Genomic DNA, 26,431 nt, shown 5'->3' on the forward strand with positions numbered 1-26,431 from the left:
GCGGCCGGCATTCTCGCCGCGGAGGCCTATCATGCCGGCCTGGTGCGGACCGTACTTTACGCCAAGGGCATCACCACCGCAGCGGTTGTCACCAACGTCGGCAAGATTTCGGACGCCCGTGACACGCTCGACAAGAACGGGGACTCCGACCAGGGAATCGCAGGCACAGGCGGTACGTCCAACATCGTGCCGGCCGACGAGTCCGCGATTGCCTACAGCCGCAACAGCCAGCAGGTGCACAACATTGTGTACCTCAACGCGACGGGTTCGAACGTCAACGGTGGTGGCTTCTTCCCGAACGGGACCAATAACCCCAATCCCGCGCTAAAGGTTGGTCTTTCCTAAAACGCCGCTTGCGAAAGCGGGTGATTGGCAGTGCCAGTCACCCGATGTGCATTGCTGATCTGATCCGCGAGTTCCTTCAGGAATAGTATGCGCCCTCTCGATTGGCAGCGTGAAGGCTCCATGGACCAGGCTCGTCGCCGCGCAATTATCGACGCGCTAGAACATTGCGATCAGAGTGTGACCAAGGCCGCCAAACGGCTCCGTATCGGCAGGTCTACTCTGTACAGGTTCATCAAAGACTTCGACATATCGGTCGCGCCGCGTTCCGTGCAGGATATCTGCACCAGCCAGCCGATTGAGAAGGTTCTTCCTACCAAAGTGGAGGTGAGCGAGAGCCAGGGTGGTCAGCAAAGCCGGCTTGTGCAGATCGACGGTCAGCTCTTCATCGTGCGTTATTTCAGGCAACAGGCCTGCGCAGAAGTCCGCAACACGCCGCCATGAGCCCACTCTGCATCTTTAACTAATTGGCAACCTCAGGCGGAACGGGAAACTTAGGACTGCACCGCCATGCCGCAGCGATCCAATCAGCCAGGGAGCAATTCGACCGAGAGCACGTCCGGTCCCGACATACAAGCGGACATCTTGCACTGCGCACGATCAAGGCGAGCTCGCTTCCGGAGGGAAAAGGCGTCGAGTGTCAATTCTTCGTCGCCGAACAGCACCAAATGACAGACCGAGCCGTCCTCGCCGACCGCTTCGATCCGATGTGATAGATGGACTGGCTTACCGGTCTTGATGTCCGCTGCGATAAGGTCGCGTGCACCGGCCCGCGCGGCTTCCAGGGCAAGATCTGCGTTGGGCCGCTCTGTGCCGTCGACGTCCATGTAGGCCTCATCGCCCTACCCATTCAGGAAGTATCGGGGCATTGTTATGCCAAACTCAGCAATGAGATCGCAGCTTCCCCATACGGCAACTCGGCGACGTTAATGATGGGCCATCCTTCAATTGCCGACCGATCTCGACAGCGCGAGCTGGCCGTCGGTGCTGCCCTAAATGATGCGATCCCGTCTTTCTCGCAGCAGGTCACGCTATTCTCGCCCGATGGGGCGGGTGTTTCTATCCCGATCTAGGCGGCTATTCGCAGTTTCGATATGGGGTTGCTGCAGCGACTGCCTCTGGTCCTGCTGAGCTTGAAGCGACGTTTCGTAAGGGTACTCTCCTACTGACGTCGAAGCAGGCGCATGGCATCAACGCTATCGCGGCGAGAACGCTTCTCGTGCACTAACTCTGCCGAGCTTTGACCAGGATGTATGGAAATTTCAGCGCTCAAGGTCGAGATCTGAAATCCCGCGCTTGGCGCAGCGCTAGATGGGGGTTCGGTCATTAGGGGTAGTGGCGCGTCCACAACTCCGATGCGCGCTCGGTCAAGAGGGATCGTCCGTTCCGGATCAACGTCGGCAAGTTCGGCACGACGTTTAGTAATGCTCGCAAGCGCCGGCACCTGACTATAGGCCAGTTTTGCGCGAGGCGCTTCCCGAGCGGGTGTGGCAAGTGGCTGTGATGTCAAAGCAGCCAATCGTTTTGTAAAAGGAGCAACTGACGTCTTCACCAGCTTACCGACAGGTTTAGCAGCGAGTTCCGTTGCCTGTGCTCCCGGTCCTGTCATCGCTACATGCGTCCCAAGTGCGAAGTTGTTTTCCCGCTCGGCTGGTATGCGATCGGATCCCCCGTTCAGGATCAACGCTGTCCCAACCGATATCGCCACAACGAGAGAGGCTGCAGACAGCACCGTTTTATTGCGCGACCGGCCAGGCCTTGATGTAACGGAAGTGACCTCGGTTGCGGCACGGAGACTGCCAACCGGCTCTAGAGTTAGCACCTCGGCGAGGGAACGATCGAGCTCCGCGTCGGCAAACCATCCGTGCTTGGTCACTCGTCAGTCCCGACCTGTTCTTGGCTGACACGCCCTGACGCCCTGGCCATGCTCTCGCGCCACAGAGCCTGATAGTTGGCTAGCTCATCGTGAGCGTTAGGCTCCAGGGCGGTGCTTAAAATCCAAGTTTTGCCGCTCTCTATGCCGAGCGCCGTCAGCCGCCCGGTGCGATAAGCGCCCGTATCGATTCCGATCCTGTTGTGGCGAATAACTGGGCCGCCCTCCACGACGGTGTGGCCATGGACCACAATCACGCCATGCGTAGAGTCGTCGTCCAAAAAGTCGCGCCTAATCCAGAGCAGGTCTTCGGACCGCTGTTTATGGATGGGAATCCCAGGCCTAATACCCGCGTGGACAAATAAGAATCCATCGTGAAAATGAGTGAGGGGCAGGCGTTCTAACCATCGGATCACATCCTCGCCGACGGCCTCGACTGCAAATCTAAGCGTTTCGGAAGTGACTAGCTCCTGGAGCAATGCTGGATCGACACCGAAACTGAGTAGTGTCTGTTCGCCCCCGAGGCTCAACCAGTGTTCAAATGTCTCGAGGTCGCCTCGAAGTGATCGCTCCATCATCTCTTCATGGTTGCCCTTCAACACCATGAAGCGATCGCTGACTTTTGTAAGTGCCATGCGGCCGCGGATCATTCTGGCGGAGTCGGGACCGCGATCGACGATGTCGCCTGAAAGAATGATCCTGGTGAATGCAGGCGGCAGCACGGCTTGATCTTGCCTTATCAGCTCGACTAAGTCTCGAAACAGATCAAACCGCCCATGAACGTCTCCGATCGCGTAAACGCGATCAACAGGCGTTAGCTCTCGTCGACCAGGACCCTTGCCAAGATGCGCGCCTAGGAACAAAGGCACCTCACCTTGCAGCCTTGCTTCCGAACGCTGCGGATAGCGCCAATCCCGCTGAGGCATCAGCTGCACCATTGGATAAGCCCGCCGTTGCGAAGCCCGTGATGCGCAGCGGAGCCCCTGGCACCCTAGTTGAGGCTCCCAAGAACAGTTCGTGCGCGTTGTTGATCAGCTTCGTTGCGGCACGTGAGTAGTGGTAGGAAGTCAGCAGGAAGCTGTTTGCCCCCACTTCGTAGGAAAGGCCGGCCGATGCGGCAGGACCATTCCGCAAATGGTACGCTTCCGTGTCGCCGAGAAACCGATACGTGAAAGAAGCGAACGGTGTAACACGCCCCAACGGAACCGAGAGGTCCGCTCCCACAGCGTAGTCTGTTTCTCCACTGGACAGGCCGCTGCTCCGGGTCGCGGTATTCAGTTTGGCGCGCCCTGATAGTTCGATCTCAAGCGGCAAAGACGCGGGTGCAATCGTGTAGGCAGCGCCAAGTGTGATGTCGCCGAAGCCCTTCGCGGTCTGTTTGCCGGGCGACGTATTCGGAGCGGCAAGCACCGGCGTGGCGTCGATACCGTTGAAGATCGTGGATCGGCTTCTGATCCGCATCCACGGCAGACTTGCCGAGAGCCGCCAATTGTCGAGGCGAACCCGCGCACTCACGGCGGTACTCCAGATCGACGTCTGAGAACCTGTACCGAAGTCACCCCCGGCATAGATCGCCCCGAGTGAGACGTCGGCCGTCGTATCGCTCCCGCTCATCCGCTCCATTGCTTGAGGCACACTGCTCGGCGATACCGTGGTCGTCGCGCTCGACGGTGAGATTGGAAAATCCCGCTCAGATGCAATCGTGTGTCGGAGGCCGCCGTCTGAACCTGCATCCCGCTCCTGGCAAATAGCCGAACCGGGCTGAATGCCAGAGAGGATGATGCTGGCAAATACTGCCGTAAATATTCTCATCCGCCGCTCCAGACATCGCATTAAACAAACGCCTGTGAAACCAAACAGGTCCAGGGGACTTCACGGCTTTGCTTATCGTGCAAGCTTCCTGCTTTTCATGTCTTCTTAGCAGAGAATGATACCGGTGTGGCAGGTGAGAGGTTTCCACGCCGTTGCTGGCCCAGCCCTACCTCCTGCTTCTCGGCATTATCGAGCTCATTCATCGCTGCACGATAGGAACGCTGGCCGTCGGTAGTCCAGCCACCTGACCATGAGCTTAGCCCACCAAGCTTGTAGCTTTCGCGTACCAGGCTGATCCGACGAGTAGCGCTGGCGCTTGTTGTCGGACAGGCAATTTGAGCGCACCATGAGAAATATCAGCGGCGGGGGAGGTCTAGTGTGGCGCTTACCCGCTTCGTCGAGCAACTGAGAAGGCTTGGCCCTCTTTCGGAAGCAGAAGAGCAGGCGCTGCGGTCACTGCCTGGACGGTACGTGGACGTTCCAGCAAATCTGGACTTCTCGGAGTCTATCTCTTCTAGCTCCGAACGTATCCTGGTTCTGGTCGAAGGATTGTTAGCCAGCTGCTACGACACTGAAGAGGGAGAGCGCCAGCTTACCGCTCTGCACGTCCCAGGCGATTTGTGTGACCTGAATTCCCTCGTCCTGGCGTCAAAGCCGATGTGCCTGACCGCATTAGCGCCGAGCAGGGTTTACGCCGTTGCCCGTGGTGCGTTCACAGACGCTATGCAGCGCCACCCGGGACTAATCGGAATACTCTGGCGCTACTCATCCAGCCGCGTATTGATCCTCAACGAACGAGTCGTGAGCCTCGGAAGCCGCGACGCTAGACAAAGCCTATGCCATTTATTCTGCGAGCTTGCGGTTCGCCAGGGCTTCTCGTCCGGAGGCGTGACCACCACGTACGCTCTGCCCATAAAACAGCATCAACTCGGCAGCGCGCTGGGCATCACCTATGTGCACGTGAATAGGACGCTCAGGGCGCTACGAGAGGAGGGGCTCGTGCATTTTCAGCATCAGATTGTCACGATTCCCAATTGGGATCGGCTCACGCGTCAAGCCGGCTTCGATCCCGGGTACTTGACCGGCTACCTGCAATAAGATCGGCAAAAGTGAGTTCCCCCTGCCCTGCTCGAGCTCCCAGCCTCGTTCTCGTTCTCGGCCTCGTTCCCCAGCACGGAGTGGACTTATACCTCGCGGTCATTCGGCCGGGATGACGGACGGAGCGGGCAGCGTCGGTCCGCGCGTCGAGCAGCCAATCTCAGTGTCGAGGCTCCCGAAAGTGGCAGGATCGGCCATTGGGAAGAGCTTGAGACGGCTGCGCAGGACGACCTGGTTGAGCGGCACTCGACCATTGCAGTAATTCATGGCCCGGTTGGCCGTTTGATCGAAGATGAAGGCGCTGTTCCGGCCGTCGGAAAGAGCGATCACCTTCCAGTATCCTGATGGCACCCGCTCAAGCTCTGGCCCCGCCGGAAGCGGCGCCATCAGCCGTTCGAACAGCGGTCCGGTGTAGACGTAGACTGCAGTGTTCAGCCGTTGGGCGAGCAGGCGTTCCTGCTCCTCCAAAGCATTCCATGGTCCTTGGTTCAGCGCCGAGGACTGGGGCGTGATGTTTGACAGAATATTGGTTTCGCTCGCGAACGGCGTGCCGGAAAAGGCGGCGAGCGGCGCCTGATGACCGCGGTCGACGTGGAGTGCCCGGTTGGCTCCGTCATAGGCATTCGGCATCAGCGTTTCGTCGGTCGAGAGCCAGGGATCGGCCTGCCACGCGCGCTCGCCTGATGGCCCGATCGACGCGGGCGTTACCCGGTATGCTACCCAGTCCGCGACCTTGGTCAAATCGTTCGAGGACAGGGTGTAGATCTCGCGTACGATTGTGTCGTTCGTCGAGGGCGCGCCGACAGGGCAGCCAAACAGGCAATGGAAGCTATGTAGCTCGCCATCGCCAGCCTTTGCGGCGGCCGCAGAGCCGAGCACGAGAATGAGGGCGAGAAAGCCTCCACCAAGCTTCATCGCAGGCTCTCCTGTTCTTAACCGTTCGCTGGGGACCAGCTTCTTACGACGCATCTCCGGTCGAACAAAGTGCTGTCCTATAGGAACATATTGTGAACAACAAGGCTCCGGATCACTTCCGGAGTCGGCCACCATGTTACCCTTCGACGCTCCCCAGCTGCTTGGTGTTGCAGCGGTCGTCACCAGCCTTGCCAACCTGATCACGGCGCTGGGCACGCTGAGACGTACTCGCTCGCGATCTGACGAGCCCGCAACACCTTCCTGGGCACCGCGCCACAATCCATTCGACTTGCGCTGACACCAGAGCAACAGCTGCTGGCGAGAGTCGGGACTAGCGAACGCGGTTTCGACCTGCCCTGCTGGTCACCAGCGGGGCTGCAGGTGGTGGGAGCAGCACCGGGCTGCTCTGACGAGGAGACCACCACGTGCCCAAGCTCAACGACACGCAATGCCTGCTCCTCTCAGCTGCCTCACAGCGGAGCACCGGCAGCCTCATGCCCCTGCCCGCCAGCCTTGCCGAAGGCAGCCGCGCGACCAAGGCCATCACCGCCCTGCTTGCCGAAGCGCTGGTTGAAGAGCGCGAGACATCGGTCGTCAGTGACGTGCACCGTACCGACGGTGACCTCAGCTTCGGCCTGTATGTGACGCCTGCGGGGCTGGCCGCCATCGGCGTGGAGGGTAGTGGTGACGATCAGGCGGGCGCTGGTGACACAGCGCCGCCGCTTAGCGCCTCCGCGCCGGCCGGCCCTCGCCAGAGCAAGACATCAGCGGTGCTGGCGCTGCTGGCCCGTGACGAGGGTGCGACCCTGCCCGAGCTGATCGACGCCACAGGCTGGCTACCGCACACCACCCGCGCTGCGCTGACGGGCTTGCGCAAGAAGGGCCACAGCATCGCGCGGAGCAAGCGTGAAGGCATCACCTGCTATCGCATCGCAGGCGTGGCATGATGGGCGCCAGCGTCGACCAGCAGCTCGGGTGCCTGGCGGCGATGTCCTCAGCTAGGCTGGGTGACCTCTGGGCTAAGCTCACCAACAGCCCCCGCCCGCGGATGAGCCCTGCCCTGCTGCGCCTGGCTCTGGCCTGGGAGATCCAGGCGAGAGCCACAGCCGGGCTGTCACGGAGCACCCAGCAGCGGCTCGACCAGCTTGCTGCGGCCAAGACCCGCACCAGTCCTGCCCGCCCCGGCATGCGGCTGGTCCGCAGCTGGAACGGTGTTGCCCATGTTGTGACCGTGGGCGAGGACGGCATCATCACCTGGTCCGGCAAGAGCTGGAACAGCCTCAGCGAGGTAGCGCGCGCGATCACCGGCACCCGCTGGTCGGGGCCGGCCTTTTTTGGGCTGAAGCGTAAGACAGCGGCGGCATGAGAACGCCACGTCCGCCCCAGGTGCGCTGTGCCGTGTACACCAGGAAGTCGAGCGAGGAAGGGCTCGAGCAGAGCTTCAACAGCCTCGATGCTCAACGTGAAGCCTGCTCGGCGTATATCCTCTCCCAGGCCAGCGACGGCTGGTGCGAGGTGGCCGACAAGTATGATGATGGCGGCCTCTCCGGCGGCACGCTCGAGCGCCCTGCCCTGCAACGGCTGCTCGGCGATGTCGCTGCGGGCAGGGTCGACATCATCGTCGTCTACAAGGTTGACCGCCTGACGCGCTCGCTGCTCGACTTTGCCAGGCTGGTCGAGGCGTTCGATACGGCGGGCACCAGCTTTGTCTCGGTCACCCAATCGTTCAACACCACCACCAGCATGGGGCGCCTCACCCTCAACATGCTGCTCAGCTTTGCCCAGTTCGAGCGCGAGGTCACCGCCGAGCGCATCCGTGACAAGATCGCCGCCTCCAAGGCGCGGGGCATGTGGATGGGTGGCATCTCACCGCTTGGCTACGAGCCCGACGGGCGCAGTCTCAAGATCGTCGACAACCACGCCGCGATTACGCGCACGGTGTTCACGCGCTACCTGGAGCTGGGCAATGTCCGCCGGCTGGCGGAAAGCCTCGAGCGTGACGGCGTGCTCTCCCCTGCCCGCACCACCCGCAGCGGCAAAACCATCGGTGGTGTGCCATTCACCCGCGGGCAGCTCTACCTGATGCTGAAGTGCCGGACCTTCCTTGGCGAGATCGCGCACAAGGATCAGGTCTACCCGGGGCTACACGATGCGATCATCGAGCGCGGCACCTGGGATGCGGTACAGGCGATGCTCGCCGCCAATCTCCAGGGCAGCCGCGAGGGACAACGCGGCTCAGAACCAAGCCTGCTCGCGGGCAAGCTTACCGACGACGCCGGCGTGCCGCTGGTGGCGACCCACGCCGTCGCACGCGGGCGACGCTATCGCTACTACACCAGCCAGGCTCTCCAGACCGGGACAGGCGATCAGGGCCTGCGCATCCCTGCTCGCGAGATCGAAACCGTGGTCACCCATGCGGTTGCAAAGTTCGTGGCCGACCCGCTTCAGCTCGCAAACGATGCGCACATCGCTATTCCGGCCGACGACTATGCCCGCCTCACCCGGCGAGCTGAGGAGCTCAGCGTTCGGCTGAAACGGCGTGAGTGGGGCATTACACGCCAGCTTGTTGCAGGCGTACGGGTCGAACGCGGGCGGATCTCGGTCGGGATGAGCACGGGCGAGCTTGCGGCAGCACTGGACGTCGCGCTCATCGCAGCCGTCCCAGCTACGGTCACGATCAGCTCGGACGTCCGCCTGACCCGCTCAGGACGCGCCATGCGGCTGATCCACACAAGCGCGGCGCAACCGCCTGCCGAGGTGAACCCCTCGCTCGTCCGGCTGCTCGCCGAAGCGCACCGCTACTGGCGCGAGCTGAGAAAAGGCGAGCAGAATGTGACCGAGCTCGCTCAGGCAGCTGGTGTTAGCCCCGCTTACCTCACCCGGGTACTCAGGCTCGCCTTTCTGTCGCCCACCATCGACGATGCCATCCTGAGCGGTAGGCAGCGGGCCGGCCTGGATGTGCAAACGCTCACCGCTGCCGATGCCGTACCGCCCAGCTGGCAAGAACAGGCGAGCAGCTTCCTTTGACGCAGCGAAGGTCACGACCGACCATTGAGGAGAGCGCAACGTTTGTCGGCCCGTAACATTGACCCGCCGTCGATCTTGGCTGATCGGCTTACCTCCATTTTGGAGGTAAACAATGGCCGACGGCACCCAGGACAGCATTGTTGAACTCGCGACCGAACTGACCATCGCGTGGCTGTCCAATCCCCACACTCGGGTGGGTGCTGACGAGGTGCCCGCTTTTCTCGCCCGCATGCATGGTGCCGTGACGGGCCTGGTCACGCCTGCTCCGCAGCCCGAGGCTCCAGAGGACGCTGAGGACACGCCCGCTGTGTCGGTGCGCAAGTCGCTTGCCTCCAAGGATCACATCCTCTCGATGATCGATGGCAAACCGTACAAGACGCTGCGCCGGCATCTCGCCGGCCATGGCCTCACCCCCGACCAGTATCGCGAGCGCTACAACCTCAGGCCCGACTACCCGATGGTCGCCGAGAACTACTCCGAAGCCCGCCGCGACATGGCCAAGAAGATCGGGCTTGGGCGCAAGCCGCGCGTCGCGGCTGAGCCGGCCCCGGCTGAAGCCACTCCGCCCGAGGCAGCCGCGCCCGCGGCAGCCCCGAAGCGTGGCCGCCGCAAGGCTGGCACCGCCGCTTCCTAAGCCAGCTCGGTCAGTCGCCCACCTGTGTACCTAAGTGCGGGTCGAGGCTCAGTGCAGCCGCGCCTCGAGGTGCTGAAGCTTGTCGGGATTGCGCATCACGTAGATAGCCTTGACCTTATCGGCTTCAATCAGAAGGGCGGTCGTCTGCAGTATGCCGTCAGGCTCACGGGTCACGAAGCCAGGTAGGCCGTTGATGTGAGCGTAGTGAACCAGAGTGCCGGACTTGTCGCGCATCAAGCGAGCGATAGCGGCGAAGGTACGTGTCACCTCGTTCAGCCCTACCATGACCCGACCCGCTGCCGGCCGCTTGCCGCCGCCATCAGAGTAAAGGCTGACATCGTCAGCTAACAGGCGGCCGAGTTGGCCAACCTCTCCGCCCCGTGATGCCGCGAAGAACGCCTTTGCGATCTCCAACCCGTGCGCCCGCTCGACCGGGAAGCGGGGCCTCTCGGCGCGAACGTGCTCGCGCGCGCGGCTGGCGAGCTGGCGGCACGCTGCGGGCTCGCGCCCAACGCTGTCAGCAATATCGTGGAAGCTCTCGCCGAAGACGTCGTGCAACAGGAATGCGGCGCGTTCGAGAGGCGAAAGCCGCTCGAGCGCCAACATCAGCGGCAGCGTAACATCCTCCACGGCGTCCTGCTCCACTACGGGATCAGGCAGCCAAGGACCGACATAATCCTCTCGCCGGACGCGGGCCGAGTTCAAATGGTCGAGACACAGTCTCGTCACCACCCTGCGGAGGAAAGCTGCCGGCACACGAACGTCCTGATGGTCGGCCGCGGACCAGCGAAGCCATGCTTCTTGAAGAACATCTTCGGCATCCGCCATCGATCCGAGCATCCGGTACGCCACTCGCAGCAGTTGCGGACGCGCCGATTCGAACGCCGCGGCGGCCCCGTTCATTATTTCCACCCCAGCTCGGGCGCGAACAGGTCGAAGCCGACGGCCAGCCTGTTCCAACCATTGATGATGATGATTGCCATGGTGAGCTTCACCTGTTCCTCGCTGGTGAACTGGGTCGCCAGGCTGTCGTATACGCTTTGCGGTGCTCGCTTGCTCGCCACCAAGGTCATGTGTTCGGTCCAGGCAAGGGCAGCTCGCTCCCGGTCAGTATAGCAAGGCGCCTCATGCCAAGCGGGCAGCACCGCAATCCTCTGCTCAGTCTCGCCAGCCTGTCGCGCCTCGAACGTGTGCATGTTGAGGCAGTTGGCGCATCCATTGATCTGCGAGGCACGGATCTTCACCAGTTCGAGCAGCGGCTTCTCGAGCCCACTGGCTGCAACCTGATCCGAGAAGCTCATCCACGCTTTCAGCAGGTTGGGAGAAGCAGCATAGGGGTTGATGCGGCCGGTCATGTGAGCAGTCCTTTCCGTGTGGGTCTGCAGACATGACGAGACAGCAAACGGCTATGTGACATGCCAGCTGAGTTTTTCGCTGCTTCCGGGCCGAGGGCCCTCATGATGCGACATAGGCCCTCGTTGCGGCGCCTTTTGGAAGATGCCGCTCGTTTAGCTGTTTGTCTAACCTTGACGGCGTTGTGCGTCGGTCCGACCTAAGCTCCTTACGGGAGACAAAATCATGGTCGAAGCGCAATGGAACGGGTCGCTGATTGCTAGCAGCGACAATACCGTCGTTGTCGAGGGCAATCACTACTTTCCTGCGGAAGCTGTCGACCCTGCGGTTCTCCGACCGAGCAGCACAACAACGGCCTGCCCGTGGAAGGGAACAGCGCACTACTATAGCCTAGTGGTGAACGGATCGGAGAACCGCGATGCGGCATGGTACTACCCCGATCCCAAGCCCAAAGCCGAGAACATCCGTGACCGCATCGCGTTCTGGAAAGGAGTGACGGTCGGCTAGAATCCAGAACCCGACACTCATCCATATCGCGGCACGCGCGAAACCTGACGTTGGTTCACGTTCTGCATGCTCCTTCTCTGCCGGTTCACCCCGCCGTTCAAGGGTTCACCGTCACGCGCCCGGTTTGGCCTCTCTCCTAAGCAGCGCGTCTTTGACGGTGTTGCCGGCCAGTCCACCGGCAGCGACCGAGACCACGACGTTGCCAACGAAGAACTCGGAAATGCCGACCACGCTGCCGAAGGCGACCAGAGTGGAGGCGGTGACCGGCAGCGTCGCAGCGGCTCTACCAAGGGCCATCTTCGCTTCGCGCCGGAGCGTCTGAAGCCGCCCAAGCACGCCTTCAAGCGGCAGGTCTGCCCGGGCAAGGTCGATCAATTCGCCCAGCGCCCGATGTAGGGCCTTTAGATGCGACAGCGCTTCTTCGCGATCCGGATCAACCGGGCCGCCGTTGCTCCTCAGCCGTTCCTCGTCCTCCAAGAGCCGGGCTACCGCCTCAAGGGCCACCGGCGCGAGCTTGCGCACCAGAGCGGCCCGCTCCTGCATGTCAGGACGGCCGGTCCAGCCCGACGACGCAATGGACTGCTCACCTTGCACCTTGGCGCGGAGCGGGCCGAATTGCGCTCGGACCATGTCCCGCCTCGCAGCTCGGTCTGGCGTCTCGCGTAAGTGCCGGACCAGAGCTTCAAGGCCAGGCTGGGCTGCCACGAACGCCGGAGCCATCGGCCTCAGGTCTGGCCGGGCCATCAGCGCCCTGCGCAGGGCCTTGTACCGGGCGTCTTCAGCCAGGTCCTGGACGCCATCACACGCGGCCAGGCACAGTGTCTGAAAGCGCTGCATAGCCTCCTCATCGGTCAGGCCTTCCGGCCAGCCACGAACCTCACCTGCTTTCCACGCCATCTGCATTCCGAGTCCACCTCCACAACGAGTCGCTCCCCTTTTGCACACCTGGCGGGCTGTAGGACATAACGAGAACACAGTAGTTCAGCGCCGCGACCGGTGGGCATGTGAGCCGGGCTGTGTGACTTGCAGTGGACACCCAAACCGCGCGATGTGCCGGCATGACGGATCAGCAGCATGCAACCCTTACCAGCGTTTTGCACCGGGCGCCCGAGTGGATCCGGCACGACCTGCTGGCCAAGGAGCCCGGCGTGAGACAACGTGCTGAGGAGGCCCTCGCCGCCATGATTGCGGCGGTCCTTCGGTCCGATACCGACGTTGGCAGAGCACCCCGCTGATGGACCATCCTTATCGCGCCGGTCAAGCGGATCGGCCTGACAGCACCAGAAGTGCGTGGTAGCCTGCGGACCATGTTCTCGCAGTTCTTGAGCGCCGCTTACCTGCCGTTCGCAATCTCTTTCGCAGTGATGATCGGTATTGGACTGATCGAGGCGATCGGATTGGGGCTGGGACACCTTGATCTGGATGGCGACATCGGGGCTGACGGACACAGCGGCTTGCTCGACTGGCTCGGATTGGGCGGCGAGCTACCGATACTCATCTGGCTTACATCGCTGCTGGGCTGCTTTACGTTGGCGGGTGTTGCCATCCAGCAGATTACAGAGGCACTGCATGGTACGCCGATAGCTTGGCCACTCGCCGCTAGCGGCGCGCTCGTCCTCGGCGGATTGTTCAACACGCTCGCGGCGAATGGCCTGGCCCAGATCATGCCCGGGTTCGAAACCACCGTGATCTCGACCGACGATCTGCTCAGGCAAAGGGCAACGATCCTGGAGGGCACCGCCCGTCGAGGCGCTCCCGCGCGCGCCAAGGTTGTTGATCGGCACGGCCAAGCGCACTTCATTCTTGTCGAACCGCACGATGACGCCGGGACGATCGCCTCGGGAGAGACCGTGCTGATTGTTCGACGCGACGGCGCGCGATTTTTTGCGCTGCCGGATACGAATACCCTTCTTCAATCGGTTTGATACAAGAGTGTTTGGGCTGACCGGGGGAGTCTTCACGTGCCTGCATCGCTTTTGAACGTCCTGATCTATGCGGGCATTGTCCTGCTCGCCTTTGTGGTGATCGGTATCATCCTGACACGGCTATACCGACGCGCGACCAAGGACGTGGCGCTGATCCGAACCGGCTTTGGTGGCGAAAAGGTGGTGTTGAACGGCGGCATCATGGTCATCCCGGTTCTCCACGAACTGATGCAGGTCCGCCTCACGACAGTGAAGCTGGAGGTGTCGCGCCTCAACAAGGACGCGCTCATCACGCTCGACAAACTACGTGTCGATGTCGTTGGGCTGTTCCACATCAAGGTGAAGCCTGACGCAGAGTCGATTGCCGCAGCGGCGCAAACGCTGGGTGATGCCGTCAACAGCCCGGAAGCGGTCAAGTCGCTACTGGACGGTAAGCTGGTTTCCGCATTGCGGTCGGTCGCTGCGACCATGACAATGGAGCATCTTCATGCCAACCGCGCTGACTTCATTCAGAAGGTGCAAGAGGCGCTGCTCACCGATCTCGACATGAACGGCTTTCATCTCGAGTCCGTTTCGATCACCCACTTCGACCAGACCGCGTTCGAGCATTTCAATGAGAATAACGCCTTCGACGCCGAGGGCCTGACGGTGCTCACCCGCACGATCGAAGAACGCAAGAAGACCCGGAACGACATCGTCGCCACCAATCGGGTTGCGATTGAACAGCGCAACCTGGAAGCCAACAACCAGTCGCTCGAGATTGCGCAGGCCGCAGAGCAGGCGCGGTTGACGCAGGAGCAGGCGTTGTCCGCCCGGCGCGCTGAGCAGGCGACAGCGATTGCCACTGCAACGGCGGAGCAGACCCGCCTCGCCGAGATTGCACGTATCACTGCGACACAGGCGCAGACCGTCGCGCAGACCGAGGCAGACAAGGTCATCAAGACCGCAACCATTGCTCGCGACGGCGCCATCCAGACCGCGACTATCGAGCGGGACCGCACCATCGAGATTGCCCGGATCACGACCGCCGTGCAGACTGCCCAGAAGTCCGAAGAGGAGTCGACCGCCGCGGCTGCCGCCAACGAGGCGCGTGCACTCGCGGTCCGCGCGGAGGAGAGCGTGGCTACTGCGAAGGCTACCGAAATTGCTAACCGCAACAAGAATGTGGCCGTGATCGCCGCCACCCAGCGCGCGCAGGAAGAGGCCGTCCAGATCACCGTTGCCGCCTCCGCGGAGAAGGAAGCTGCCGAGGCCCGCGCGAGCGCGCTCCGGACCGAGGCGATGGCCGAAGCCGATGCCGAGAAGGCCCGCGCAGAAGGCCGTGAGGCGGCGTTCAAGGTCGACGCGGCTGGTCAGGCCTCGCTCAACGAAGCTACCAACATCCTGAGCGAAGCTCAGACCGCCCTGCTGATCCGCAAGGCGATGCTGGACGCCCTGCCCGCCATCATCGCAGCCGCAGCCAAGCCTATGGAGAACATCGACAAGATCAGCATTCTCGACGCTCGCGGGCTTCACGGGGACGGAACGGGCGAGACTGCCGGCGGCGCAGGACAGACCAATCTCGCGGACGCGGCGGTTGCCGCCGCCATGCGCTATCGCGTTGGGGGCCCGCTCATTGATGGTTTGATGGCTGAACTCGGAATGGCGGGAGGATCGCTGAACGGCATTCTCGCTGGCAGCGGCCCGGCGGATGGCAAGGCACAGGATAGTCTCAAAACCTTTCAGGGAGCCTCGCCCAGCGTGCGCATGAAATATTCGAACGGCAGCGGCGATCAAACCAGCAACACGTCGGCGTGATGGAATCCAGATTTCGGTAAGCTGGGTCGCAGGTCAGATCGTGACTTGACCCGACTGCGGACGTTCAGGCGTGAGCGCGCTGCGTGAATCCGGACGTTTATTCATGTGCGCCGCTGTCGCATTAAGGCAGGCCACGGAGTTGCTGATTGGCAGCGAAAGCGTTCTGAAGGTGCTAGGCTTGAGTGGCTCACGAAGCATGGTGCAGGAGGGGCAAAGTGAAACGCTACAGCGGGAGCTGCCTGTGCAGGGAGTTGCGCATCTTTGCGTCGGGAGCACCAAATCGGGTGGGCCTCTGCCACTGTCTGGACTGCCGCAAGCACCACGGTGCGGCGTTCGGGGCCATGGCCATGTTCCCTCAAGACGTGGTGACGATCGAAGGCGAAGCACGCAACTATGCGGGCCGGTTCTTCTGTCCAAGGTGCGGTTCGTCGGTTTTCTCGCGCTCTGGGGATGAGATTGAGATTCATCTTGGCGCGCTCGACGCGCCTAACCTGCTAACGCCGACTTACGAGTGCTGGACGATACGTCGAGAAGCGTGGCTGCCACCCTTCTCGACTAAGCAGTACGACCGCGATCGCGATAGCCGGGACCCGTTTGAAGGCGTGAAGGACGGCTAACAATTCAGCTTGACCCAAACCCGGTCACTTACGCGCTCCTACACGCTTCCGGAAAGCGGTCGTTAGTTCAGGTGACATCCAATGGCGAGAACTGGGCCGTTCGCGGACAGGCAGCTTTCGGGTACCCAAAGTGAGGTAGCTGCCGTTCGATCTGGCAGGGTTCTCATGGCCAGAAGCGACCCATTCCTTGCCGTCCGCCAGCAATAAGTAGTTCCCGATAGCTGTCCTTCGTTCATCCTACTCTCAATGACGGCTGCTCGGGAACTAACTGCCTTGCGCATGAGACTGCATCGTTGAATGACAACTCGAGGCAAACGTCTAAGGAGAATTCAAGTTAAGGTACCAGCGGGTAGCCTTCCTGAAACGGGTAACAGCCATAGGCTCCGCGTTAGTGCTTCAAAGCAGCGCTCAGGTTACCGAGAACGCCGAGTTGTTGGAGGATCACTGATGCCGCGTTGTAGCAGTGGAAGGAGGTGACCTTGCCGTCCTTCAGGTGGAACACGTCGCAGCACGGCGCGTCCATCGTCTTGCCGGTCGGTGCGATGCTTCCCGCGGCGAGGTGCAGGTCGCCCTCGTGCGTGCCCTGAAGGGCGAGTTCGACGACCACGACGTCCCCGGTGACGTAGAACCGGTAGAGCTCCCGGTGCATGTCGGGGAATGCCGAGGCGTAGGCGTCGACGGTATCACCGATCTCCTTGCCGTAGAACTTCATGCCGGAGGGAACGTCGTAGAAATAGCCGCCCTCGGAGAACATCGAGACGAACTTCGCGGTGTCCTTGCTGCTCGCCTCGGCGACGGCATAGAGCGAGCGGATGATCTCTTCATTGGTGGGCATGATCGGGTCCTTCGTTGCGTTGATCGTCTCGTGAGCTGACCGTTCCAATAGGGCTGGCGGCGTTGCCGGAGGAATCAGCCGCGGGGATGCGGGGCTAGTCCGATCGTAAGGACTCCTCATACGATCGTATGGTGCGCGCACGCCGCCGCTGTCCCGCGCGCACCATCGTCAGTCGCGCTGCACCTGGAGAACGATACCGGGCGCTCCACCAGCCCCATCGGCGATGACCAGCCATCGCCGGGCGCCGTCCTCGCCGGCGACCACCTGTCGGATCGGACCTGCGGGTGCTGTCAGTTTAATGCGAACTCGTCTCCACAGGATGCAGTTCGCCTGACGAGCACGGTCGCTTAGCTCGCGAGGCTCTGCCACTCCGCCAACGCGGCAGAGCGTCGTTCCTTGTAGGTCAGGCGGTCGACGAGGTGGCGTTCGAGGCAGAAGTGATTGTGGACGTTGGCGTGGACGGAGGCGAACTTCTGGAGTGTCTTCATCTGCCGAAAGCGGAGCATTGCCCGCTCTCATCATCGGAACGGCAGGTGTGAGTTCTCCACCCGGTTGTTGGCCCAGCGACCCACCTCCTGCTTCTCAGCGTTGCCAAGCTCATTCATCGCTGCACGGTAGGAGCGTAGGCCATCAGTAGTGATCGCCTCAGGACTGCCATGGCGCCTGAGCGCCTTCTTCATGAAGGTAAGCGCGGCAGCCTTGTCGCGGCTCCTGGTGACATAGCTCTCCAGCACCTCACCCTCATGGTCGACCGCTCGCCACAGGTAGACCATCTCACCGTTCAGCTTCACGTACATCTCGTCCAGGTGCCATCGCCAGCGCCGGAAGCCTCGCATTCGGCTGACCCGCTGCCGGCGTATGTCGCCTGCGAACAGCGGTCCAAACCTGTTCCACCACAGCCGTACCGTTTCATGGCAGATGTCGATGCCACGCTCGAACAGCAGGTCCTCGACGTTCCGCAATGAGAGCGGGAAACGCACGTACATCAGCACCACCAGCCGGATCACCTCAGGTGATGAGTTGAAGTAACGGAACGGGCTCTCAGGCTTGCGTGGACGCGGCATGCGCCCGCCCTACCCCGTCCCGCTCCAGGACGGTGCACTTGGTTTGACGGAGCCCCAGCGAGAAAGGGTGCTCGTTTTGTAAACCGCGGCCACGGGCCGCATGCCGGTCTTCTCTGTTCGGGTACGGCCACCTAGTCTCGCCAGGCTGTCGCTGCGCGTGCGGAAGGTACCTGAGGAACATCCCCGACCACCCGCCCGTTATCACTTCGCCGGCGTGCCTGAAGGAGAGCCGGCGTTATGACCCAGGCAAGGCCAGCGGACGCGTCATCTGACGGCGGAAGAGGGTCGGCAGCGGCAGAATTGGCGCGCCAAGCTAGGTTTCTTGAGGCGAACCTGTCCTCGATCCCGGATTACGTCTACGCTTTCGATCGTGGACGGCGCTTCGTCTACGCCAACCCTGCCATGCTTGCGTTGTTCGGGCTGACCTCCCAGGAAATGCTTGGCAGGACGTTCACCGAACTGGATTATCCGCCTGATCTGGCCGCCCTGCTCAACAGTCAAATCGACCAGATTTTCGCCGATGGCTTAACCATAGAAGACGAGGTATTCTACCGGAGCACAACCGGTCACGCGGCCTATTTCGGCTATCTCTGGGGGCCGGTACGTGGCGATGACGGTTCGGTCGATCTGGTCGTCGGTGTCTCGCGCGACATTAGCGAGCGCCGGGCTCTCGAAGAGACACTGCGCAAGAGCGAAGCCCGACTGCGTGCCGCCACCGATCTGGTCGGTGTCGGCATTTACTCCTGGAATCCGGTAACGGACACGCTCGACTGGGACGAGCGGTTGCGCGCAATGTGGGGTCTATCGCCTGACGCGGTGGTCAACATCGACGTATACAAAGCAGGCATTCACCCAGACGACTTGCCCCGCGTGCGCTCCGCGATAGCAGCTTGCGTCGATCCGGACGGCGATGGTCACTATGCAATCGAATATCGAGTGATTGGGCGCGACGACGACGTCACGCGCCACATCGCCACATCAGGTCGCACAACGTTCGAGGGAGGGCACGCCGTCAGCTTCATCGGTGCCGCCATCGATATGACGGAACAGCGCACCACGGAGGCGGCTGTTCGCGCAAGTGAAGCGCAGTTTCGCAGCTTCGCCGAGAATAGCAGCAACCTGCTCTGGATCGCCGACACCACGACTGGCGCGATCATCTACCGCAGCGCTGCTTTTGAGCGCATCTGGGGCGAGCCGTGCGCCGAGGCGCCGATCAAGCTCGAAGCATGGATGGGGCATGTCCATCCCGACGATCGGCAAGCCGTCACCCGTGCGTTGGATTCCGTCAGGGCCGGCGAGGTCACTCAGTACGAGTATCGTATCGTACGACCGAAGGACGGCTGCGTCCGCTGGTTGCGAGATACGAGTTTTCCGATACGCGACGATCGCGCTGGTGTCACCCGCATCGGCGGCATCGCCGAGGACTTGACGCAACAGGACAGCCGACAAGTCTATGTCGTCAGCACCAGCGCGTCAGAGGCGCGGCAAATTGCGCGCTTGGTCCGCAGCATGGATTACGGCGCCCGAATTTTTGAAAGCGCTGACGCCTTTCTCGACATGGCCCCGGTCCTGTCCTCCGGGTGCGTCATAGTTGACCTTCGCAGGAGGCGAGATGACGGACTTTCTGTCCCCCGGGAACTTAAGGCAAGGTCTATCGGACTCCCGACCGTAGCACTGGACGGTCCGAATGCCGGGGCCGAAGCAGCCGTTGCGGCGATGAAAGCTGGCGCGGTTGACTATGTCATGTTCAGAGACGAGGCGGTGCTACTGGGCAAGCTGGGCGCTGCTCTAGCGGAATGCCAAGCGACAGCGCACCCGGCCACGAGAGACGAGGAAGTCAGTGCCCAGATCGCCCGGTTGACGTCGCGCGAGCGTGAGGTGCTCGTGGGCCTGGTCGACGGAGGCACCAACAAGATCATCGCGCAGGGGCTGGGAATAAGCCCCCGGACGGTCGAGCTGCACCGGGCCCAAGTCATGAACAAGTTGGGAGCAAGCAGTCTGACCGAAGTCGTTCAGATCGCCTTCTCGGCGGGGTTTGCGCCGGCCGGAGCTAGCGGAAGGGCACGGAAGGTTACCTAGGGTTTATCCATATGCCGCTATGATCGGCCGCGGGCGAGGACTCTGTCAGCTTATCAATGGCTGGGTTTATGACGCAACTTCAGACTGCAAGCACGTTCCCGGGGCCAACCCGACGGTCGCCGGTGCCTTGCACACGATCCAAACCAGAACTCGCCGGAGCCACAGCCGCACACGCTCGTCTCCTTGTTAGGACGCTCGCCGGACTTGGGGTCACCGATCAGAAGCTGGCGGATGAGCTCGCGCACTCCGTCGGAGGCATCTACCAGATCAACGGTGGGCAGAGACTTCCCGCGAGGTTACTTGCGACCAACGTGCACGTTCTCACTGAAGGCTGGGCATTTCGTTCGCAGATGCTGCCAAACGGCACCCGCCAAATTACAGACATCCTTGTCCCAGGTGACTTCTGTTCAACTTCCCTCTGCGACGAGGAGGCATTCTGCGCCGTCGAGGCTTGCGGGCCGGCACGCGTCGCGGTGCTGAACATGGGATTGCTTACGGAACAAGCTCGCACCCTGGTTGAACAACGCCGACGCGAGCAACAGGGGGACGTCGTACGTCGGCTCCGCAACCGACTTGTAAATCTAGGTCGCCGTAACGCTCGGGAGCGCTTGGTCTACTTTTGTGTGGAAACTCATTCCCGACTAGCAAACGTTCAAGTCATCGAGGGGAGTCATTCGCCTGGCCGTTCACTCAAGAGGACCTGGCCGACATTCTCGGGCTTACGTCAGTCCACATCAATCGCATACTCGGACGGCTGCGCCGCGAGAACCTGCTCGTCATTAAAAACCGGCAGGTCGCCATCGTTGATCTGCTCCATCTGCGTAGAACAAGCGGGTTCGATAGTACTAACCGCGGTGGCGTCGGCTGGAGCAATTAGGATCCGACAGGTGGTGTCAGAGCAATTGCATTGGTCGCGCTTGAGGTGAGTTCTTGCCCCGTATGCCTGCCCAAAGGCCGGCAAACGGCAGTGTTCCCAGAACCAAGCCGAGCAAGTCCGCAGCACTGACACCGAACGGCATGCCCGGACCTAGCTAAAGGAGCCGTAAATTCCGGCTTCCGGATCCCCGGTGCGTTACGTTTGACAGCACCGGACTGTCTCATGGCAGATGTCGATGTCGCGCTCGAACAGCAGGTCCTCGATATCCTGCAAGCTGAGCGGGAAACGCATATACATCATCACCACCAGCCTGATCACCTCGGGTGACGAGCTGAAGTAGAAGAACGGGCTTTCAGACTTGCGTGGGCGCGGCATGCCCCTGCCCTACCCCGCCCCGCTTACCAGCCGGTGCAAATGGATTGACAAAGACTGCTTATGACTTTGCTTCCAGAACTTGGATACGGGGATGGCCATGGTTGGAGCGCTCGACGCGACCTGATAGCGACAGCTTATGGAAGGTCGAGCGACGAGTGGCGACAGGGTGCAACGTGTCGTGATACTGGGCGGCGACACGGCAGGGTGGATGAGGGCTGCCGCGCTCGCGAAGACCTTTGGACAGCGGCTCTCGGTCACTTTACTGGAATCGGAGGTGGTGTCAAACGTAACGCACTAATGATTTGGAAGCTTAATATACGGGCTTCTTTAGCAAGGTCGGGGCATGCCATTCGTGCTGTCAGTGCTCCGGACTTGCTCGGCTTGGTTCTCGGTTTGCCTCCCGATGGACATGCAAACGGGGCAGAACCTCGCCTCATACGCGCCCAGTGCAGTTGCTTTGACAGCACCCCGCGCGCGTTTACCGCCTCTAGTCACTTGACCCTGGCAGCTGTTCAACATGGCTAGCCGTTCATCAGCCTAGACATGCCTCCGATCGGCGCTCCTACGGTCGGTCGTCAAGAACACCAACAAGATCTTCATTCCTCTGGTGCTATCTGGCCCGCCGAGGCTTGAGTAAACGGCCAGTCGAACGAGGTGGCCAGGGACGAAAGCAAGTTGACCGGTTCGGTCAAAGCACAAAGTTGTGCTATTTGCCTCGCTCCTTAACTTTCCTGTCGAGCACTCCAATGCCCTCGCTCGTTCCGTTCGACACGTGATCTGGGCCAGCAGAGAGCGCTTTCCAGCAGAGAGGTCGGGCCAACGACGAAACATCCTGGATAGTATGATGGTGCACGCTTTGAGGCTCGCGTGAGCGGGGCATAAAGTCGCCCTATCTGCCCGGTTTCTGTAGAGGCGACACACAAACCAATACCTCTGAATCATTGCCGTCGTTTAGGCGCCGTTAACTGCACCTGCGTGACACTCGTGAGCATAACAGCCGAGTTGGCGAGGGTAGGTGAGGCATGTCAGAGCGGTGGACTGCAGAGGAGGCGCACACATGGTTCGAGGCACAGCCGTGGCATGTGGGATGCAACTTCACCCCGTCGTACGCCATCAATCAGCTGGAGATGTGGCAGCCCGAGACCTTTGACCTGGCCATCATGGAGCGGGAACTCCGGCTAGCGTCGTCGATCGGTATGAACTCGGCTCGCGTCTACCTGCATGATCTGCTCTGGATGCAGGACGCGCAAGGGTTTCTCGAGCGGGTCGATCAATTCCTGAGCGTTGCAGACCAACAGGGCATTCGCATCATGCTCGTGTTGTTCGATTCGTGCTGGGATCCGGAGCCTTGTCTCGGCTTACAGCGCGCGCCTCGTGCGGGAGTGCACAATTCCGGCTGGGTGCAGTCACCGGGCGTACCGGTATTGCATGACCACGGGCAGCACGGGCGGCTTGAGGCATACGTAAGAGGTGTAGTCGAACGCTTTGCTGCCGACCCACGTGTGTTCGCCTGGGACATCTGGAACGAGCCGGATAACGGGCCTGAGGTGGCGCTCTGTGACCCCGCGCTGCTTAGCGCCAAGGCAGACCTGGTGGTGCCGCTTATGGTGGCGGCATTCGGTTGGGCACGCGAGTGCAAGCCGACGCAGCCGCTGACTAGCGGCATCTGGCTGGGTGACTGGTCGGCACCTGATCTTCTGAGCCCGATCCAGCGCGCGCAGACCAGCCATTCCGACATCATCTCGTTCCACAACTACGGTACCGCCGAGGATTTCGTAACCCGGGTCAGATGGCTGAGCGCCATGGGCCGTCCTCTACTCTGCACAGAGTTCATGGCGCGGCCCGCCGGTAGCACGTTTCAGGCAATCCTCCCGGCAGCACGGGAGCACCGTGTAGGCACCTTCTGCTGGGGCTTGGTTCGCGGCAAGACCCAGACGCACCTACCGTGGGATAACTGGTCTAGTCCCTTGCCTGAGGTCACCAAGGACGCGTGGTTCCACGACATCTTTGATGAGACCGGCACACCTTACGATGCTGCAGAAATCGAGTTCCTGCGAATGCTAAGCGCCGTTTGAGAGGAATGTTGGTCGGCAAGGTTCCTGTGACCTGCGTAACACTGACCGGCTTGATGAAGACGGATCGCCGAGCCCGCGGAGCTGTCGCAGTTTTCCGCGCATTCACGCACCCTGTTAAGCTGTGACACTGGCAGACAGTCGCTAGTAACCCCCTGGTGCCCGTGTATTAATTTCGTCGGGGGCCAAGATGATCAGTTCGGGAACGCACAGCAGTACGTTGGTGATCATGTCGATTGCCATTGCGACTTTCGCATCTTACACAGCGCTCGATCTCGCGGCCCGTATCCGCGCGTCCATTGGCTGGATCCGGCAGGTATGGCTGGGCACCGCGGCGGTGGCGATGGGCGGCGGGATTTGGGCCATGCACTTTGTCGCCATGCTCGCGTTCAGCATGCCGGGCATGGAGGTCGGGTACGACCTCGGCCTTACCCTGCTATCGCTGCTCATCGCTATTTGCGTGACCGGAATAGCGTTTGCCGTGATGGCGCGGTCTCACGGATCAGGAGGACGACTGCTTGCCGCCGGCCTGTTCATGGGCCTGGGCGTCATCGGCATGCACTACATGGGCATGGCCGCCATGCAAATGACCGCAGCGATCAGCTATGATCGGCTGTGGTTCAGCGCTTCCGTCCTGATTGCGATCGGTGCGGCCACTTCAGCGCTGTGGCTTGCGTCGCGCAACAGCGGACAGGCGGAGAAGGTCGTGGCGGCGCTCGTTATGGGCGGCGCAATCTCCGGAATGCACTTTGCCGGCATCAAAGCGGCCACCTTCACCGGCCTCGGCGTTAGGATGGAAGGTGGCCCTGAAAGCGTCGGCCAGACAGCTCTTGCGGTCGGTGTGTTTGCCGCGTCCTTTCTGGTTCTTCTTTTCTCCCTTGTTGCCGCGATGTTCGACCGCCGCTTTGCAGTGCTCGCCGAGCGCGAAGCCGTGGCTCTGCGCGCCAGCGAGGAGCGGTTCCGCTCACTATACCGGGGCACGCCGCTACCGCTCCATTCCCTCGACCAGGAGGGCAGGATCGAGCAGGTCAGCAATACGTGGCTGGAACTTATGGGTTACCAACGCGACGAAGTTGTCGGTCGACCGTTGATCAACTTCCTGATCGAAGAGTCAGCCCGTCAATTTCGCACAATAGACTGGCCGGCGCTGGTAACCCAGGACGCGCTGGAACCGCGCGAGTACCGTGTAGTCACAAAGGACGGAGCCTTCCTAGACGTCGTATCCGCGGCACGGATCGAGCGGGACGAGCACGGCACCTTCATGTACCTCGTCGGCGGCCTGACCGACGTTACCGAGCGCAAACGTGCGGAAGAAGCGCTCAGGCAGGCGCAGAAGATCGAGACCATCGGTCAGCTCACTGGCGGCGTGGCCCATGACTTCAACAACCTGCTCGCTGTTATCATGGGCAATTTGGACATCCTTCGAAGAAGACTGCCCGACGACCCCAAACTGATGCGTTTGGTCGAGAGCGCCCTTGAGGGCGTGCATCGCGGCGCATCCCTCACGCAACGTTTGCTCGCCTTTGCTCGCAGGCAGGACCTGCGTCCTGAGGCGGTCGACGTACCAGACCTCGTGCGCGGTATGACAGACATGCTGCAGCGCTCATTGGGGCCGCAGGTACGCGTGGAGACGCGGTTTCCGCGCAATCTACCGCCTGTCCACGCTGACGTTAACCAGCTCGAGATGGCGCTCCTCAACCTCGCCGTTAACGCCCGCGACGCCATGCCTGGCGGCGGAAAGCTCGACGTGAGCGCGGCTGCAGAAAGCCTGGGGCAGCCTAATATCGCTGGTCTGCCGAGTGGCCCTTATGTCCGAGTGACGCTCGCGGACTCGGGGGAGGGTATGGATGCAGCGACACTCGCACGGGCCACAGAGCCGTTCTTCACCACCAAGGGCATAGGAAAGGGGACTGGGTTGGGCCTGTCCATGGTTCATGGCCTTGCTGCCCAATCTGGCGGCCGGCTCATGATCCGTAGCCACGTCGGCCATGGCACCACGATCGACCTATACCTGCCGGCTACGGTCAAGGCAGCGGCTGCGCAGCGCCGGACAGTCGGTGACGTTTCAGTCGAAGCGGGGGAGGCTCTCGACATCCTCGTGGTCGATGATGATCCTTTGGTGCTCGCCAACACGGCCGCGATGCTGGAAGATATGGGTCACTCAGTCCGGCTTGCACGGTCAGGCGAGGATGCCCTGGATCAGCTTGCACGAGACTCGAACGTTGATCTAGTCGTGACCGATCAGCTCATGCCCGGCATGACGGGCTCGCAGCTTGCCCGGCAGATCAGGCTGGGGGCTGCTGACACCCCGGTGCTCATCGTCAGCGGGTTTGCCGAGTTGGAAGCCACGGAAGGCGGGCGCTTCCCACTTTTGCCGAAACCTTTTGATCGAGAGGCATTGGCGCGCGCCCTAAAAGACCTTCATCGCCCCGCAAACGTGGTGCCGTTACATCGTCGGAAACGGCAGGGGAAAGCATTCGGGCTGGAAGCGTAACAAGCGGCGCGAGACGCGATGCCGAGTTGCATTTAAGGTCTGGCCCTTGCGCGAGCTGCGCCTTCTCTCTTTTGATAACGTGCAAGCCCGGTCAAGGCGCAGAAACCCTGTCCTACCCTGAACCTGCAGTGCGAGTCAGGGACGATCGGCACGGTGAACGGCCGGTGGCTTACGGCGGCCAGAGTTGCCCCTTGAGCGCCCGAGGATGGGCGTTAGCGGACATCGCGACCGCGGCGGACATCCATCCGCCAAAGTCCGCGATGCCGACGCAAACTCTCGAGCTGTAACGCAGCCGCTAGAGACTGGACGTTTGCTCATTGAGAAGGGTGGCGACGGCTGTCACGAGCTGCGCTCCCGCAAATGGCTTGGGCAGCAAAACGCTCTTGGGAACGCCGTACGCCTGCCAGTCGGCAGCGCTGTCTCCAGTGACATATACAATCGCGATCTCGGGATGCAGCTCCCGAGCATGTCGAGCAACGTCCCAGCCCTTCAAGCCTTTCCCAAGTCGGATGTCTGTGACCACTCCAACAGGTGCAAAATCGGCTCCGTCCAGAAGGCTGATCGCCTCATCACCCTGACAAGCAACCCGAACTGAGAAGCCAGCGTCCTGTAGGGTATCTTCCAAGAATAGCTGGATCGCTGGTTCATCTTCCACGACCAGCAGGATTACCGACTCAAATTCCAAGTTTTACTCTCCCTTAGCCAGAACTAGCATCGCCTGCGTGCAAGGTCCGG

General features: G+C 61.5%; 26 protein-coding genes and 3 pseudogenes. 18 read left to right on the forward strand and 11 right to left on the reverse strand.

Annotated elements, in window-relative coordinates; all coding sequences use genetic code 11:
- Nucleotides 1-345 (forward strand): annotated as a pseudogene (locus tag FHS94_RS18155) (ferritin-like domain-containing protein); the annotation flags it as partial.
- Between the two features lie 87 nt (nt 346-432).
- The gene (locus FHS94_RS18160; protein WP_184060562.1) at nt 433-786 is read left to right on the forward strand and encodes a helix-turn-helix domain-containing protein; all 354 of its coding nucleotides are present in this window, start codon (nt 433-435) and stop codon (nt 784-786) included.
- A gap of 83 nt (nt 787-869) precedes the next feature.
- On the opposite strand, the gene FHS94_RS18165 is transcribed toward FHS94_RS18160, so the two are convergent.
- From FHS94_RS18165 to FHS94_RS18175, 3 genes are all read right to left on the reverse strand, one after another.
- A complete protein-coding gene (locus FHS94_RS18165) occupies nt 870-1,169 on the reverse strand; it encodes a DUF6894 family protein (RefSeq protein ID WP_184060564.1) in 300 nt (99 codons plus the stop codon).
- A gap of 1,045 nt (nt 1,170-2,214) precedes the next feature.
- Nucleotides 2,215-3,141, reverse strand: a complete 927-nt coding sequence (locus FHS94_RS18170; RefSeq protein WP_184060566.1) for a metallophosphoesterase family protein — start codon at nt 3,139-3,141, stop codon at nt 2,215-2,217.
- Nucleotides 3,086-4,027 (reverse strand): hypothetical protein, encoded by a 942-nt coding sequence (locus FHS94_RS18175; RefSeq protein ID WP_184060568.1) that lies wholly within the window; start codon nt 4,025-4,027, stop codon nt 3,086-3,088. The genes FHS94_RS18170 and FHS94_RS18175 overlap by 56 nt, the downstream gene beginning before the upstream one ends.
- 378 nt (nt 4,028-4,405) lie before the next feature.
- Between FHS94_RS18175 and FHS94_RS18180 the strand changes: the two genes are divergently transcribed.
- Nucleotides 4,406-5,125, forward strand: coding sequence for a helix-turn-helix domain-containing protein (locus FHS94_RS18180; protein WP_184060569.1), 720 nt, complete (start codon nt 4,406-4,408; stop codon nt 5,123-5,125).
- A gap of 99 nt (nt 5,126-5,224) precedes the next feature.
- Here the strand turns inward: FHS94_RS18180 and FHS94_RS18185 are convergent, their stop codons facing one another.
- Nucleotides 5,225-6,040 carry a DNA/RNA non-specific endonuclease gene (locus FHS94_RS18185; protein WP_184060571.1) on the reverse strand — a complete coding sequence of 272 codons (816 nt, stop codon included), beginning with the start codon at nt 6,038-6,040 and terminating at the stop codon, nt 5,225-5,227.
- Between the two features lie 133 nt (nt 6,041-6,173).
- Between FHS94_RS18185 and FHS94_RS18190 the strand changes: the two genes are divergently transcribed.
- The 5 genes from FHS94_RS18190 (at nt 6,174) to FHS94_RS18210 (ending at nt 9,701) form a co-directional block, all read left to right on the forward strand.
- Nucleotides 6,174-6,338 carry a hypothetical protein gene (locus FHS94_RS18190; RefSeq protein WP_184060573.1) on the forward strand — a complete coding sequence of 55 codons (165 nt, stop codon included), beginning with the start codon at nt 6,174-6,176 and terminating at the stop codon, nt 6,336-6,338.
- Nucleotides 6,339-6,465: 127 nt separating this feature from the next.
- Nucleotides 6,466-6,987, forward strand: a complete 522-nt coding sequence (locus tag FHS94_RS18195) for a DUF3489 domain-containing protein (RefSeq protein ID WP_184060575.1) — start codon at nt 6,466-6,468, stop codon at nt 6,985-6,987.
- A complete protein-coding gene (locus tag FHS94_RS18200) occupies nt 6,987-7,406 on the forward strand; it encodes a DUF2924 domain-containing protein (RefSeq protein ID WP_184060577.1) in 420 nt (139 codons plus the stop codon). Before FHS94_RS18195 ends, FHS94_RS18200 begins: the two co-directional genes overlap by 1 nt.
- Entirely contained in the window at nt 7,403-9,067 is a 1,665-nt protein-coding gene (locus FHS94_RS18205) for a recombinase family protein (RefSeq protein WP_184060579.1), read from the forward strand. Before FHS94_RS18200 ends, FHS94_RS18205 begins: the two co-directional genes overlap by 4 nt.
- A 112-nt stretch (nt 9,068-9,179) precedes the next feature.
- The gene (locus tag FHS94_RS18210) at nt 9,180-9,701 is read left to right on the forward strand and encodes a Ros/MucR family transcriptional regulator (protein ID WP_184060582.1); all 522 of its coding nucleotides are present in this window, start codon (nt 9,180-9,182) and stop codon (nt 9,699-9,701) included.
- 48 nt (nt 9,702-9,749) lie between these two features.
- Here FHS94_RS18210 and FHS94_RS18215 read toward each other — a convergent pair whose 3' ends face one another.
- Nucleotides 9,750-10,604 carry a sigma-70 family RNA polymerase sigma factor gene (locus FHS94_RS18215; protein WP_184060584.1) on the reverse strand — a complete coding sequence of 285 codons (855 nt, stop codon included), beginning with the start codon at nt 10,602-10,604 and terminating at the stop codon, nt 9,750-9,752.
- Nucleotides 10,604-11,056 (reverse strand): carboxymuconolactone decarboxylase family protein, encoded by a 453-nt coding sequence (locus tag FHS94_RS18220; protein WP_184060586.1) that lies wholly within the window; start codon nt 11,054-11,056, stop codon nt 10,604-10,606. The genes FHS94_RS18215 and FHS94_RS18220 overlap by 1 nt, the downstream gene beginning before the upstream one ends.
- A 223-nt stretch (nt 11,057-11,279) precedes the next feature.
- On the opposite strand from FHS94_RS18220, the gene FHS94_RS18225 reads away from it, so the two are divergent.
- Nucleotides 11,280-11,561 (forward strand): DUF427 domain-containing protein, encoded by a 282-nt coding sequence (locus FHS94_RS18225; RefSeq protein WP_184060588.1) that lies wholly within the window; start codon nt 11,280-11,282, stop codon nt 11,559-11,561.
- Between the two features lie 111 nt (nt 11,562-11,672).
- Here FHS94_RS18225 and FHS94_RS18230 read toward each other — a convergent pair whose 3' ends face one another.
- Entirely contained in the window at nt 11,673-12,458 is a 786-nt protein-coding gene (locus FHS94_RS18230) for a hypothetical protein (RefSeq protein ID WP_184060590.1), read from the reverse strand.
- Between the two features lie 161 nt (nt 12,459-12,619).
- Between FHS94_RS18230 and FHS94_RS19830 the strand changes: the two genes are divergently transcribed.
- From FHS94_RS19830 to FHS94_RS18245, 4 genes are all read left to right on the forward strand, one after another.
- Nucleotides 12,620-12,796 (forward strand): DUF6771 family protein, encoded by a 177-nt coding sequence (locus tag FHS94_RS19830; RefSeq protein WP_343055354.1) that lies wholly within the window; start codon nt 12,620-12,622, stop codon nt 12,794-12,796.
- 72 nt (nt 12,797-12,868) lie between these two features.
- Nucleotides 12,869-13,486, forward strand: a complete 618-nt coding sequence (locus tag FHS94_RS18235) for an OB-fold-containig protein (protein ID WP_184060592.1) — start codon at nt 12,869-12,871, stop codon at nt 13,484-13,486.
- Nucleotides 13,487-13,522: 36 nt separating this feature from the next.
- Entirely contained in the window at nt 13,523-15,283 is a 1,761-nt protein-coding gene (locus FHS94_RS18240; RefSeq protein WP_343055355.1) for a flotillin family protein, read from the forward strand.
- A 215-nt stretch (nt 15,284-15,498) separates the two neighbouring features.
- A complete protein-coding gene (locus FHS94_RS18245) occupies nt 15,499-15,900 on the forward strand; it encodes a GFA family protein (RefSeq protein ID WP_184060594.1) in 402 nt (133 codons plus the stop codon).
- A 388-nt stretch (nt 15,901-16,288) separates the two neighbouring features.
- Here the strand turns inward: FHS94_RS18245 and FHS94_RS18250 are convergent, their stop codons facing one another.
- Both FHS94_RS18250 and FHS94_RS18255 read right to left on the reverse strand, forming a co-directional pair.
- A complete protein-coding gene (locus FHS94_RS18250) occupies nt 16,289-16,735 on the reverse strand; it encodes a nuclear transport factor 2 family protein (protein ID WP_184060597.1) in 447 nt (148 codons plus the stop codon).
- A gap of 347 nt (nt 16,736-17,082) precedes the next feature.
- A pseudogene (locus FHS94_RS18255) lies at nt 17,083-17,799 on the reverse strand (IS6 family transposase).
- 237 nt (nt 17,800-18,036) lie between these two features.
- On the opposite strand from FHS94_RS18255, the gene FHS94_RS18260 reads away from it, so the two are divergent.
- The gene (locus FHS94_RS18260; RefSeq protein ID WP_184060599.1) at nt 18,037-19,878 is read left to right on the forward strand and encodes a PAS domain S-box protein; all 1,842 of its coding nucleotides are present in this window, start codon (nt 18,037-18,039) and stop codon (nt 19,876-19,878) included.
- A gap of 619 nt (nt 19,879-20,497) precedes the next feature.
- Nucleotides 20,498-20,755 carry a Crp/Fnr family transcriptional regulator gene (locus FHS94_RS19975; RefSeq protein WP_184060601.1) on the forward strand — a complete coding sequence of 86 codons (258 nt, stop codon included), beginning with the start codon at nt 20,498-20,500 and terminating at the stop codon, nt 20,753-20,755.
- A 210-nt stretch (nt 20,756-20,965) separates the two neighbouring features.
- Here FHS94_RS19975 and FHS94_RS18270 read toward each other — a convergent pair.
- Nucleotides 20,966-21,130: pseudogene (locus FHS94_RS18270) on the reverse strand (IS6 family transposase); the annotation flags it as partial.
- 136 nt (nt 21,131-21,266) lie between these two features.
- Between FHS94_RS18270 and FHS94_RS19740 the strand changes: the two are divergent.
- The 3 genes from FHS94_RS19740 (at nt 21,267) to FHS94_RS18285 (ending at nt 25,696) form a co-directional block, all read left to right on the forward strand.
- A complete protein-coding gene (locus FHS94_RS19740; RefSeq protein ID WP_184060603.1) occupies nt 21,267-21,428 on the forward strand; it encodes a tryptophan 7-halogenase in 162 nt (53 codons plus the stop codon).
- A gap of 724 nt (nt 21,429-22,152) precedes the next feature.
- The gene (locus FHS94_RS18280) at nt 22,153-23,205 is read left to right on the forward strand and encodes a cellulase family glycosylhydrolase (RefSeq protein ID WP_184060605.1); all 1,053 of its coding nucleotides are present in this window, start codon (nt 22,153-22,155) and stop codon (nt 23,203-23,205) included.
- A 187-nt stretch (nt 23,206-23,392) separates the two neighbouring features.
- A complete protein-coding gene (locus FHS94_RS18285) occupies nt 23,393-25,696 on the forward strand; it encodes an MHYT domain-containing protein (protein WP_184060607.1) in 2,304 nt (767 codons plus the stop codon).
- Nucleotides 25,697-25,991: 295 nt separating this feature from the next.
- Here the strand turns inward: FHS94_RS18285 and FHS94_RS18290 are convergent, their stop codons facing one another.
- Entirely contained in the window at nt 25,992-26,381 is a 390-nt protein-coding gene (locus tag FHS94_RS18290) for a response regulator (protein ID WP_184060609.1), read from the reverse strand.
- Nucleotides 26,382-26,431: the final 50 nt, after the last annotated feature.

Origin of the sequence: Sphingomonas aerophila (assembly GCF_014199305.1) — a bacterium.
GTDB classification, from domain to species: Bacteria; Pseudomonadota; Alphaproteobacteria; order Sphingomonadales; family Sphingomonadaceae; genus Sphingomonas; species Sphingomonas aerophila.